Origin of the sequence: Luteitalea pratensis, from assembly GCF_001618865.1 — a bacterium.
Taxonomy (GTDB): domain Bacteria; phylum Acidobacteriota; class Vicinamibacteria; order Vicinamibacterales; family Vicinamibacteraceae; genus Luteitalea; species Luteitalea pratensis.
In genome coordinates, this window is record NZ_CP015136.1 from 525,553 (window position 1) to 538,533 (window position 12,981).

A 12,981-nucleotide genomic window follows, 5' to 3' on the forward strand; every position below is an offset into this window, starting at 1 on the left:
ATGTCGCGAACCCTCACAGTGCCCGCCGTGCTGCTGGTGCTGACGCTGACGGCGGCGTGCGCCGAACGGCGTGGCTATACGCCGCCACCAGCAACAGCGCCAACGCTCTCGCAAGCGACAGCCGACGCGTTCACCGCGCAACCCTACGATCCGAAATGGTGGCGCGAGTTCGACGATCCGATCCTGCTGCAATTGCAGGAGGCGGCACTCGCAGCCAATCTCGACATCCGTGCCGCTGTCGCCCGCGTCGACCAGGCGCGGGCCGTGTTCGACGACGTACAGCGAGATCGGTACCCGACGGCGACGGTCAATGCGGCAGTGGACCGGCGTGACCAGGCCGTGCCGGGTTTCACCGACGAGCCGATCCGGACGTCCAGCTATCGCCTCGCACTGGATGCGTTCTGGGAGATCGACCTGTTCGGCCGTGTGCGATCGGCGGTACGCGCCGCGCATGCCGATACCGACGCCCTCGACGCATCCCTCGAGGACGTGCGGGTCGTCGTCGCCGCCGAGGTGGCACGGGAATACTTCACACTGCGCGGCCTGCAGCAACAGCTTGCGGTTGCGGCGCGCAGCCTGGAGAACCAGCGCGAGACCCTGCGCCTGACGCAGGTGCGCCGCACCGCAGGCATCGGCGAGGAGCAGGACGTGGCGAGCGCCGCCGCACGCGTCGCGGCGATCGAGGCCAGCGTGCCGCCGCTGCGCGCTCGGATTGCCGCGCGCACGCATCGACTGGCGGTCCTGACTGGCGTCACGCCCGGCGCGCTGCCGGTGGACCTGTCGCCGCGGGCGTACCCGACCCTGGCCAAGGCGCTGCCGATTGGCGACGTGTCGCTGCTGTTGCGCCGGCGTCCTGATGTGCGCGCTGCCGAGCGCCGCCTCGCTGCTGCGGCTGCCCGTGAGGGCGTGGCGGCAGCGGAGCTCTACCCGAAGATCTCGATCTCCGGAGCACTCGGTCTGCTCGCGGGGCGCGGCAACCTGTTCGGGCGCAGCGAATCGCGCGCGTGGTCGGTCACGCCGGCCCTGAGCTGGGCCGGCTTCGACCTTGGCAGTGCGCGGGCCAGGTTGCGTGGGGCCGAGGCCGCGTCGCGCGAGTCGCTGGCCACGTACGAGCAATCGGTGCTGCTCGCGCTCGAGGAGACCGAGAACGCCCTGATCGCCTATCGCGAGGAGCAGGCGCGGCTGGTGCACCTGGGCGAGCAGGCGCGCGAAAGCGCACGCGCGGCCAGCATTGCGCGCGTGCGGTTCCGCGAGGGGCTCTCGGACTTCCTGACCCTGCTCGACGCCGAGCGCACGCAGTTGGCGGCCGAAGACGCAGTGGCCGCAGCCGAAGCCGACGTGTTCGTGCGGGTAGTTGCACTGTACAAGAGCCTCGGGGGCATCTCCATCTGAGGGGCCGTGGCCACGGGCGCGTGAACAAGGGACAAGGGACAGGGAACAAGTCAGAAGAATACCGACAAGACACGAGGGACAAGGCCTACCCAGAGAGACACAAGGGACAAGAGGAGCTTCGACGTGATCCGACCACCCGAGCGCGATCACGATGTCGCTGGCCGAGCAGGGCGTGTCCGACACAAATGATCTGCTCCTCCCTTGATCTTTTCCTTGGAACTTGCTCCTCGTCGCTTGTCAGTGCCCTTCTGACTTCTTCGTTGTCCCTTGTCCCTTGAGGTGAGTGGTCGTGATTGAATGGCGCGCATGCATCGTGCGCTCCCGCTGCTCGCCTTCCTCTTCTTCGTATGCTCACTGGCCGGTCATGCCCAGGACCAGCCCGCGGCTCCGGCCATCCACGGTTTTGCTCGCGCCCGGCTGGACGCGCAGCGCGATCTGGAGCGGCGCTTCGACGATCAGCTGTCCAAGGCCAACCTGACTGCGTGGCTCGAACGCCTCGCCGGACGCCCCCATCACGCCGGATCGCCGCACGGCAAGGCGAACGCCGAGTTCATGGCGGGGCTGCTGCGCGAGTGGGGCTACCAGGTCGAGATTGCGCAGTACGACGTGCTCTTCCCGACGCCGACGACGCGGGTCGTCGAACTGGTGGCGCCGACGAAATTCACCGCGAGCCTTACCGAACCGGAGGTGGCTGGGGACGCGGTCTCGAAGCTGGGCGCCGAGGCGTTGCCGACGTTCAACATGTACTCGGCCGACGGCGACGTCACCGGCGATCTCGTGTACGTCAACTACGGCGTCCCGGCCGACTACGAGGAGCTCGAGCGGCGCGGCATCGACGTCACGGGCAAGATCGTCATCGCCCGTTACGGCGGATCGTGGCGTGGCATCAAGCCCAAGGTCGCCGCCGAGCACGGGGCGATCGGTTGCCTGATCTACTCGGAGCCCCGCGACGATGGGTACGGACAGGGTGACGTGTATCCGAAGGGTGGCTGGCGCAGCGAGCACTCGGCCCAGCGCGGGTCGGTCGCCGACATGCCGGTTTATCCCGGTGACCCGCTGACGCCGGGCGTGGCGGCCACGAAAGAGGCCAAGCGGCCCGAGTTCACGAAGGCCCAGACGCTCACGAAGATCCCCGTCCTGCCCATCTCGTACGCCGACGCCCTGCCACTGCTGAAGGCGCTCGGCGGCCCGGTGGCGCCCGCAGCCTGGCGGGGCGCCCTGCCCATCACCTACCACCTCGGGCCCGGCGCGGCACGCGTGCACCTGAAGCTGGCGTTCGACTGGAAGCTCGCCCCGGCCTTCGATGTCATCGCCACCCTCCCCGGCACGGAGTTCCCCGATCAGTGGGTGGTGCGAGGCAACCACCACGATGCCTGGGTGGCCGGCGCCAGCGACCCGACGAGTGGCATGGTCGCGGTGCTCGAGGAAGCGCGGGCGATCGCGCAACTGGCGCGCGCCGGCTGGCGGCCGCGGCGCACGCTCGTCTTCGCGGCGTGGGATGCCGAGGAGCCTGGCCTGCTCGGATCCACCGAATGGGTCGAGGACCATGCCGAGGCGCTCAGCGCCAGGGTCGTCGCCTACATCAACTCAGACAGCAACGCGCGTGGCTTCTTCAGCGCCGGCGGGTCGCACAGCCTCGAGCGCTTCGTCAACGAGATTGCGCGTGACGTGCCGGATCCAAAGGTCGATGGTTCGGTCGGCCACCGCCTGCTTGCGCGCACCATCCTCTCGGGGTCGCCCAGCGCCCGTCGCCTTGCCCGCGACGAGCAGCGCTTCGAGATCAGCGCGCTCGGCTCGGGGTCCGACTACACGCCCTTCCTGCAGCATCTCGGCATCGCGTCTCTCGACATCGGCTTCGGCGGAGAGGGCGAGTACGGCCAGTACCACTCGATCTACGACTCGGTGGATCACTACAAGCGCTTTCAGGATCCCGACATGGCGTATGCCGCGGCACTCGCCAGGGTCGGTGGCCGCGCGGTGCTGCGCCTGTCGGAGGCGGACCTGCTGCCGTTCGCCTTCGAGCGTTCGGCGGAGCGCATCGGCAGCTACGTCAAGGAGATCGAGGAACTCGTCGAGACCCTGAAAACCGAGACCACGGAGCACAACCGCCGCGTTGCCGACGGGACGTTCACACTGGCGTCCAATCCGGCCGAACGGTTCGTGGCGCCGGCGAAGAAGGACGACGTGCCGGAGATCGAGCTGAAGCCGCTGCGCAACGCGGTCGAACGCCTGCGCGTGGCGGCCCGGCGCTTCGATGCAGCGGCGACTGCGGCCGTCGACGGTCCGGCAGCTGCCCTTGCGCAGGCCAATGCGATCGTCTTCACGGCAGAGCGGGCGCTCACGCGCAACGACGGGCTGCCGCGCCGGCCCTGGTTCCGGCATCAGGTCTACGCGCCCGGCTACTACACGGGCTACGGCGTGAAGACCCTGCCCGCCGTACGCGAGGCGCTGGAACAGCGCGCCTGGGACGAGGCGCGGACGCAGGTCCCTCTGGTGGCGCAGGCGCTGGAGCGGTACGCCGGCGAGATCGAACGGGCGGCGTCGGCCCTGGAACGATAGGGTGAACAAGGGACAAGGGACAGGGAACAAGTCACAAGGACGTCAAGACACGAGGGACAAGGCCTTCACGCAAGAGACACGTCATCCTGCGTAGAGTGTCTACACAATGACCGACCGCCCGACGGCCATCGACCTGCTCCAGGGCACCCTCGACCTGCTGATCCTGCGCAGCCTGGTCTTCGGTCCCGCCCACGGCCACGCCATCGCCCAGCACATCCGGCAATCGTCCGAAGCCGTGCTGCAGGTCGAGACGGGCTCGCTCTACCCGGCGCTGCATCGCGCGGAGGCGAGAGGCTGGCTTTCGGCAGAATGGGCCGTGTCGGAAAAGGGCAAGCGCGCCAAGTACTACCGGCTGACGGCGGCCGGGCGCCGGCAGTTGGTCTCCGAGCAGTCACGATGGGAACAGATGTCGGTGGCCATCGCCCGTGTCCTGCGGGCCGAGCGGCAGGGGTCATAGGTGGACGCCCTGCAATGCTTCCTGTCGCGGCTTCGCGGCCTGACACACCCGCGCCGTGACGTCGACGCGCTCGACGATGAACTGCGGTTACACCTCGAGGAGGAAGCCGAACGGCTGATGGCCGACGGTGTTCCGGCAGACGAAGCGGCCGCTGCCGCGCGTCGATCACTCGGCAGCCCGCTCGCCATACGGACCCACACGCGTGACGTCTGGACGTTTCCTCGGCTCGAGCAGGTAGCGCGCGACGTCGGCTACGGCTGGCGCCAGATCACCAGGGCAAAGATGCGTTCGGCCGCGGCGATCGTATCGCTGGCGCTCGCCGTCGGCGCGTGTCTGACCACCTTCGCGGTCATGGATGCGCTGCTGTACCGGCCACTTCCCATAGACGACGCCAACCGCCTGCACGTGATGGTTCGCGAGAGTCACGGCGCCGACGGACCGCCGCGCTCGTTCGACGGCGTCGAGTATCCCTTGTTCCTGCGCATGCGCGCCGCCATGGACGGCGCGACCCTGCTCGGTGTGTCTTACGCTTCCCGGACCGACATCTCGTACGGAGGCGATCAGGACCTCGAGAAGGCGTGCGTGCAGTACGTGTCGGGCGACCTGTTCACGCGCTTCGGGCTGCGTCCGGCGAACGGCCGCTTGCTGACATCCGACGACGACCGTGTCGAGGGCGCACATCCGTTGGCCGTGATCAGCGAAGGTTACTGGACGCGTCGCTTCGAGCGCGATCCGGCTGTCCTCGGTCGCCGGCTGCGGGTTGGCGCCACGACGTTCGAGATCGTCGGCGTCGTCGCCGAGCCTTTCACGGGCACCGAACCGGGCGTCAGCGTCGACGTGTTATTGCCAGCGGTGATGCACCCAAGCGTAAGGGAGCTCGGCTCCACCTGGATGCGGCTGCTGGCCGTCGTCCGCGGCGGAGTGTCGGCCGACCGGGTGCGCGACCAGTTGCAGGCGCAACTCACGACGTACCAGCACGATCGTGAACCGACGTTCACCGGTATCCCGGAGGCGTGGCGACAGCGCCTGCTGACCGAGCGTGTCCGACTCGATCCCGCCCCGGCCGGCGTATCGACACTGCAGGAGCGTTATCGCAGCGGCCTCGCGGCCATCGCGGTCCTCGTTGGCCTGGTCCTGCTGGTCGCGTGCGCCAACGTCGGCAACCTGATGATCGCGCGCACCGCGACCCGCTCGCGCGAACTGGCCCTCCGGATGTCGCTCGGCGCCGGACGTCGAAGTGTGTTGCAACTCGTCCTCGCCGAGTGTGCCTGGATTGCCCTCATCGCCGCGGCCCTCGCCATCGTCTTCGCGGCGATCGCAGGTCCGGCGGTGGTCGCCCGTGTGAACGTCGCCGATGACCCGGCGCGGCTGGCGCTGCATGCGGATGTGCGCAGTGCCGCGTTTGCATTCCTGCTGACGATGCTGGTAACGGCGCTGTTCGGGATCGCGCCGGCGCTCGTGGCGATGCGCGTGACCCCGGGCGCGGCGTTGCAGGGCGGGCACACGCCGAAGTCGTACCGCCGGCTGATGCTCGGACTGGTGATGGTGCAGGTCGCATTCTGTTTCCTCGTCGTGTTCGTCGGTGGGTTGCTGGTCGCAACCCTCGATCGCCTGGCTCGGCAGCCCCTGGGCTTCGTTCCGCAGCGCCTGCTGACGGTGCAGGCGGTGGCCGCCACGCTTCGGCCGGTCGAGGAATGGGAACGCGCGGCCGAGGCACTGGGGACCCTGCCAGGCGTCGACGAGGCAGCCATCGGCGATCGCACGCTCGTGGACGGCTTCGGCTGGAACAACTTCATCTCGATCGACGGGGCGCCACCCGCCGAGCCTCGGGCGTTCTTCCGCGGCGTCGGGCCGGGATATCTCCACACGATTGGCGTGCAGTGGCGGGACGGCCGGGACATCCGGCCCGGCGAGGTGCACACCGGCGTCGCGGTGGTGAACGAGGCCTTCGCCCGCACGTTCTATCGCGGGGCCAACCCGGTGGGGCGCGTGTTCCACCTGCCGTGGCGTCTGGGCACCCGACGGGCCATCGAGATTGTCGGCCTGGTCGCGGACACACGGTACCGCGACCTCCGCGAGCCGGCGCTTCCGGTCGCCTTCGTGCCGTTCCGGTTGTTCGACCCTGCGTCAGGTGCCGTACGTCCGCGTCTCGATGCCGTGTTCCTTGTGCGGACCACGACACCTGACGTGCAGGCACTGACATCCATGATCCGCGCACAGGTCGGCCGCGCCGCGCCACCGGACCACGTGAACAAGGGACAAGGGACAGGGAAGAAGTCAGAAGGGTACCGACAAGACACAAGGGACAAGACTTGCCCAAGTGGCACAAGGGACAAGAGGAACTTCGAAGTGGCTCGGAACCGACCGAGAGGGGCGGGCCCGACACGGGTCGCAGGATCTCCTGCTCCCTTGATGTTCGTTCTGGGAACTTGTTGCTTGTTCCTCTTGTAGCCCTTCTGACGTCTTCGTTCTCCCTTGTCCCTTTGACGGTGAGTCGTCGGAGGGCGCGTGAACAAGGGACAAGGGACAGGGAACAAGTCACAAGGGCGTCAAGGCAGGAGGGACAAGAACTGCCCAAAGACACAAGTGACAAGAGGAACTCCGAAACGGGTCGTAATCGACCGCGAAGGGCGTGCCAGACACGACCGATTTCCTGGTCCCTGATGTCTTTCCTGGTACTTGTTCCTCGTCGCTTGTCAGTACCCTTCTGACTTCTTTGTTGTCCCTTGTCCCTTGAACACCGGCCCTCTTGTTTTTTGCCGCGGGGCGACTTCCTCAGCGCTTGAGGTGGACGCCTCCGTTGGTGGTGGCGAGGCGGACTGGTGCGCCACCCTTGCCGAGCGTCACGTCGATGTTCTTGTCGAGGCGACCCTGCACCGTGAGCGGGAAGTCGGAACGCACGCCGCCGTTCACCGTCGCGACGGCGAGCTGGCACGAGTACCCGTCAGGCACCTTGATGTTCACGCCGCCGTTGGTGGTGCGCGCGTCCAGCCCGGCGCCGTCCCAGTGATCGCCGTCGAGTTCGACGTGCAGGCCACCGTTGACGGTCGAGCCACGCACGTCACCAGACACCCGCGACAGCGTGACTCCGCCGTTCACGGCCTCGAAGCCGACCTTGCCCGACACGTTCGCAATGGAGATGCCGCCGTTGCCGGTGCGTGCCGAGACGTTCGCCTTGCTCGGGACCCACACCTCGAAGCTGACATGCCAGCCGCGTCGATCGCCGTTGCGATCGGGTCCGGTTGCGGTCACCTTTCCGCCTTCGGTGGAGATCTGCACCTGCTTGGCGAGCGCGTCGGCGTCGGCCTGCGTCTCGCCCGTCGTGACGACGCGTGCCCGCACCAGCGTGTCCGTTCTGCTTCCACCCAGCACGCGCACGCCGCCGTTCTTGCCGGCGTTCACGTCGACCGAGTTGGACGCCACGGTGTACTCTCGGACGTCACACGCCCTCCCGCCGCTCTCGCGCCACTCGCCGGACTCCTTGCACCAGTCCGCGGCCGAGCGCATCTCCTGCGCCTGCACGGTTCCGGCTCCCAGCATCAGCGTCGCGGCACCGATCACCATCAGGGATTTCATCACTTGCTCCTTCCGGACTCGTCCGCGCGGGTTCAGCCCGTGCGCCAGCCTCGCACGCCCCTTGGACGAGAACGCCCGACGTGGCGTTCACGAGGACCGAGGAGGGAGGAAGGAGGACGGAGGAGGGAGGAGGGAGGACGGAGGAGGGAGGACGGAGGAGGGAGGACGGAGGAGGGAGGACGGAGGAGGGAGGACGGAGGAGGGAGGACGGAGGGGGAGGACGGAGGTTCGGGCGAGGACAGAGGGCGGAGGAAGGACGAAAGGGGCAGAAAGCAGAAAGAGTACGGAGCACGGCGAACGGCGAACGAAGGCGGCGGTGTGGCTTGCTCTCCGGGGTGCGGACCTCGCACACTCTCGGGCATCTGACGAACGGGTGCGAAGCGGGCCGTGCGCGAGGTGACCGGTGCGGCCGTACCCGGCACCCGGCACCCGGTTCGCGGGGTCTCCAGTCCGGGTCTCAAGTCTCAGGTCTCAAGTCTCAGGTCACAGGTACTCGGTGAGTTCACAGCAAGGGGAGACATAGTGCAAACGACGGCACGAGCAGCACTTGGCGTCCTGATGAGCATGCTGGCCGGAGTCGGTCCGGTCGCCGGCCAGGCTGCGCCGGCGCAGCCCGCCGTCGTGCAGGAGCCGCCACCGCGGCTGCGGCCGACGCCGCCGACGCGCGATCCCGCGACGCCGGGCTTCGTGCAGGCGACCGACCTGCCCGACGGCACCGTCCCGCCGGCCGACAGGAACGGGAACTTCATCGTCGGCCCGACGCACACTGCCGCGCCGGAGACGGTCGCGATCGCCGCCGTCCCGAAGGGCACCGTGCACGAGTTCACGGTGACGGCGGCCGAGAGCACGGTGTATCCGACCGGTATCGCGCGCGATGCCGGCACGTTCGGCGTTCCGGACCCGGCCAATCCAGCCAGGCTCGAGGTGCCCACCAGTCGTCCGGCGCCGTGGACGCGCAAGGTCACTGTCTTCGTGCCGCAGCAGTACGTCGCCGGCACGCCAGCCCCTTTCATCGTTGGCGCCGACGGCCCCGACCCGATGCTCTTCACGACCCTCGAGAACCTGATCGCGCAGAAGCGGATCCCGGTGATGATCGGGATCTCGATCGGCAACGGCGGCGGAGACGCGCAGGGCAGCCAGCGCGGGCTCGAGTACGACACGTTGTCGCCGCGCTACGCCGAGTTCGTCGAGCAGGACGTGTTGCCGCAGGTCGAGAAGCGCTTCAACGTGCGCCTCACCAAGGATCCCGAGGCGAGAGCCACGATGGGGTGCAGTTCCGGCGCGTCGGCCGCGCTCAGCATGGCGTGGTACCGCACCGACCTGTACCACCGTGTGCTCAGTTACTCGGGCACGTACGTGAATCAGCAGTGGCCATGGAATCCGGACACGCCGCAGGGCGCCTGGGGCTATCACGCCCGCATCGTGCCGGAAAGTCCGCGCAAGCCGCTGCGCATCTGGATGCACGTCGGCGACCGCGACCTCTACAACCCGAACATCATGCGCGACGACATGCATGACTGGGTCGTGGCCAACGAGCGCCTCGCGGCGGTCCTCGCCGCCAAGGGCTATCCCTACCAGTTCGTGTTCGTGAAGAACGCCGGCCACTGCGATCGCGCCGTGAAGGCGCAAACACTGCCACAGGCGCTCGAATGGCTGTGGCGCGAAAAGTAGAAAGGGCGAAAAGGGCGAAAAGGGCGAAAAGACAGAATCGAAGGGGAAAGGAGAAAGGAAGAGCAAGGGAGAGACGAGAGGAAGAGCAAGAAGAATGGACCGAAGCCCAGCATGCGCGTTGCTGGGTGTGGTGGCACCATGAGCGGTGCGCGCAGGGACCTTGTCGAGCGGTCGTCGGTGTTCTCGGCGCGGCTGCTGGCGTTTTCGGTCAATGAACGCAAGCGCGGGGTCGTGCCCTACTCGTTGCTACAGCAGGCGCTGCGTGCAGGAACTGCGATCGGCGCGCACAGTGCGGAAGCGCAATCTGCGATCACCCGGCGGCACCTGATCGAACAATCCGCCCTGTGCGCGAACGCCACGGACGTGTCCTGGCTCTACGGCGAAGTCACGGAATTCGTCGCGATCCTCTCCGCCTCCGTCAAACGCCTCCGCGACCTGCCTTGATCCCTTTGATCCCTTCAATCCCTTTGTCCTTCACACCTGGACATCCGGATCCGATCCAGCAGCCTTCGATTCTGTCTTTCTGTCCTTTTCGTCCTTTTCGCCCTTCTTACCTTTGACAAAGGGCCGAAAGCGCGCGCCTCTCTCTGGCGCCTCTGCGGCCGTGCTACGCGTGCCCGATCCCGGTCTCCCTGGCGAGCACGTCGAGCGTGCGCGCGTAGAGCTCCTGCACTTCCTCACGGCTGCTGGCGATTACCGTGAGTCCCAGCTTGCCGTATTCCGACAGCGCGCCGATCAGGTGGAAGAGCACGCCGGATTCGGTCCGGTGGCTGTAGTGCAGGCCATTGTCGGTCACGATGTCGATCAGGTCCTCGGGGAGCACGCCGCGATAGGTGGAGGCGCGCAGGTTGTCGGTCGCCATGTAGTACTTCGGGCGGCTGCTCAGTGACACGAATTCGCCGGACCCGGGATCAAGCGTGCCTCCGGTGAGGAACTGCAGCGCGAGGAACGGGTGTGTCGTGCCGAGGACGCGGAGGTTGATCTCGAGCGCCGTCAGCTTCCACTTGTCTTCCGGCGTGTCCTTGTAAGCCAGGAAGTCGACGCCGAAGCGACTGACGACATCCTGCTTCGCGAGCACCTGGCCGATCAGGATGCTCCGGTGCTGGATCGCCATCCGGTAGTCCTCGTGCGCGGGGAAGCTGCACCCCTGGTAGACCTGCCCGGAAGGGCCGCCGAGGATCTGATCGTGCGTCGAGGTCGGCAGCACTTCGCCCGCCGGGCTCGTACGCAGCTGCGCCGATGGCGACACCTTGATCGCCGCGTCGATGAACTCCTCGACGATGCCGCCCATGCGCGTGAACTTCTGGAAGTAATTGTGGTGCGTTTCCCACGGCACGGCGAACTCCAGCGACCGCAACGCCTTGCGGATCGCCTGGCGATCGTCGGTCTGCTCCGGGTACCGGAAGATCGCGTTGCCCTCGCCGGAAAAGCTGTCATTCAGCTTCACGACGGCCCTGCGCAGACCGGGGCTGCGCTGCGCGAGTTCGACCAGGGCGTCTTCGACGTCGGCCTCACCGGTCAAGTCCTCGAAGCCTTGCGGCAACTCGACGCCGGCCTCGCGGAACACTTTGCGGCTGCCCGACTTGGTGCCGAGGTAATTCAGCTTCGGATCGAGACCGTTGAGCGGGATGCCGAGCAGCACCGACAGCTTGCGCTCGAGCGGCGTGGAATTGAAGACGGTCAGGTAGGCGCGCGAGGCATCGGGGATCGCCTCACGAATCCGCTCGATCAGGCGCGGCCGCTCGAGGACCTTCTGCGTCAGCGCCCGCGGCGACGCGTCGTACGTGCACAGCATCGTCAGCCGCGCACGCGCGTGGCTGGCTGGCACACCCGCGAGCAGGTGCAGGTAGTAATCGAGAATCAGCGGGTGCACGGGCTGCGACGTGACGTACACGACGTGCGCGCGAGGATTGCGTAGCCGGATCAGCAGGAACAGCAGCCGTTCCTCGTAGAACGTCGCGCCATCGAGCTTGCGCAGTTCGTCCTGGTCAAGCGTGAGCGATGGCACGACCACCGACGTGCCCGGCTGGTCGGCCGTGCGCATCAGCACGTCCCACACCTGGTTGAGGCGCGGCTTCAACTCCTCGAAGCGACGCAGTTCCTCTTCGAGCGTGAGCGTGTCGGCAAATGGCGGCTGCGGGATCACAGCGCGGCTCCCAGTTCGTCGAGGGATAGGACTTCGCCGCTGGCAATCATCGCGAGTGGCGTGGTGCGTTCGTGCAACGGCCACGGACGGCCGAGCGCCTCGGCCGTCAGACGCAGGCGCCGCAGCAGGTGATAGCGCAGCGGGCCGTGCAGTGAGAAGCTCGAGGTCAGCGCGAGCTGCTGCTCGCCGTTGCGATCGTCGAGGGCTTCCATCAACGTGTGGCGACGCTCCTCGTACCAGCGGTCGTCGATCTTGCCCGCCGCGTGACGACGCCGGAGGAGGGCCAGCTGCCGGGGCCGGTTGACGATCTCGGGGTGGTGGTTGACGCCGAGGATGCGTGGCATGCCGTCGGCCGGGTCCCGTTCGACCTCGAGCATGGTCAGGGCAGGGCCGATTGGGCCGCCGACGCCGAGTGTCTCGTGGGCGATGGCGGTGACCGTCGCGGGCAGTTCGTCGTGCGGCAGCAGATCGTAGAGGCGGCTGTCGAGGACGGCGATGCGCTGCGACACGCCCGCCTGCTGGCTCAGGAAGCGGAACCACGGGTGCGTCCGCGTCGCGGGCGTCAGTGCGTTCTCCATGATCCCCGCGCTCTTGCCGCCCTTCTCGGGGCCGCGCAGGTGCGCGTCCGCCACGCCCAACCAACGGCACATGATGCCGAAGCTGTGACAGATGCCGAGCAGCACGCCTTCGGGGTGGGCGCGCAACGCATCGAAGCAGCGGAACACGTCGGGTTCCCAGGCCGGGTCCTCCGTGATGCCCTGGCTTCCCGGATCGCACCCGTCGTTGCGGCGGGGATCGAGGTGCCCCGGGCCACCGGTCCCGACACACAGCAACCCGTCATCGGCTCCGACCGCGGGCGGGCCACTGCCGCGTCGCACGTCGTAGGACGAGACGCGGACGCGCAGATCCGCGTCGGCCAGGGTGCTCCGCAGGTCGCACACCACCTGGCGCAGCGACCGGACGACGGCCGCATGCCCCAGGTTCGGCCACCCATGGTTCATGTCGAGGACCGCGACTTCGAGCGTCCCGGCTTCGGGCGCAGGGGCATCCTCGCGCGTGCGAACGCGCTGGTACACGAAGCCGCTCGTCGGGTGACGGGTAGGGCAGTCAGTGACGCAGGCATCGTGCCCGTACTCGTACTGGTGTCGACAATCGAAGGGCACGGTGGTGTGGTGATCGT

9 protein-coding genes are annotated in these 12,981 nt (G+C 67.6%); 6 read left to right on the forward strand and 3 right to left on the reverse strand.

Annotation, left to right across the window (positions count from 1 at the left end; genetic code table 11):
- The 4 genes from LuPra_RS02250 (at nt 1) to LuPra_RS02265 (ending at nt 6,859) form a co-directional block, all read left to right on the forward strand.
- Nucleotides 1-1,392: an efflux transporter outer membrane subunit gene (locus tag LuPra_RS02250; RefSeq protein WP_110169255.1), complete on the forward strand. Its 1,392-nt coding sequence runs from the start codon at nt 1-3 to the stop codon at nt 1,390-1,392.
- Nucleotides 1,393-1,698: 306 nt separating this feature from the next.
- The gene (locus tag LuPra_RS02255) at nt 1,699-3,951 is read left to right on the forward strand and encodes a M28 family metallopeptidase (RefSeq protein WP_110174486.1); all 2,253 of its coding nucleotides are present in this window, start codon (nt 1,699-1,701) and stop codon (nt 3,949-3,951) included.
- 106 nt (nt 3,952-4,057) lie between these two features.
- The gene (locus tag LuPra_RS02260; protein ID WP_110169256.1) at nt 4,058-4,408 is read left to right on the forward strand and encodes a PadR family transcriptional regulator; all 351 of its coding nucleotides are present in this window, start codon (nt 4,058-4,060) and stop codon (nt 4,406-4,408) included.
- A complete protein-coding gene (locus LuPra_RS02265) occupies nt 4,409-6,859 on the forward strand; it encodes an ABC transporter permease (RefSeq protein ID WP_110169257.1) in 2,451 nt (816 codons plus the stop codon). It begins immediately after the preceding gene.
- Nucleotides 6,860-7,183: 324 nt separating this feature from the next.
- Here the strand turns inward: LuPra_RS02265 and LuPra_RS02270 are convergent, their stop codons facing one another.
- Nucleotides 7,184-7,984, reverse strand: a complete 801-nt coding sequence (locus LuPra_RS02270; protein ID WP_110169258.1) for a DUF4097 family beta strand repeat-containing protein — start codon at nt 7,982-7,984, stop codon at nt 7,184-7,186.
- A 522-nt stretch (nt 7,985-8,506) separates the two neighbouring features.
- Between LuPra_RS02270 and LuPra_RS02280 the strand changes: the two genes are divergently transcribed.
- On the forward strand, nt 8,507-9,655 hold the full coding sequence (locus LuPra_RS02280; RefSeq protein WP_234800682.1) for an alpha/beta hydrolase: 1,149 nt from the start codon (nt 8,507-8,509) through the stop codon (nt 9,653-9,655).
- Between the two features lie 138 nt (nt 9,656-9,793).
- A complete protein-coding gene (locus tag LuPra_RS02285) occupies nt 9,794-10,099 on the forward strand; it encodes a hypothetical protein (protein WP_110169259.1) in 306 nt (101 codons plus the stop codon).
- Between the two features lie 163 nt (nt 10,100-10,262).
- On the opposite strand, the gene LuPra_RS02290 is transcribed toward LuPra_RS02285, so the two are convergent.
- Both LuPra_RS02290 and LuPra_RS02295 read right to left on the reverse strand, forming a co-directional pair.
- Entirely contained in the window at nt 10,263-11,801 is a 1,539-nt protein-coding gene (locus LuPra_RS02290) for a peptide ligase PGM1-related protein (RefSeq protein WP_234800683.1), read from the reverse strand.
- Complete coding sequence (locus LuPra_RS02295; RefSeq protein WP_110169260.1) at nt 11,798-12,877, reverse strand: hypothetical protein; 1,080 nt, start codon at nt 12,875-12,877, stop codon at nt 11,798-11,800. Before LuPra_RS02295 ends, LuPra_RS02290 begins: the two co-directional genes overlap by 4 nt.
- Between the last annotated feature and the right edge of the window lie 104 nt (nt 12,878-12,981).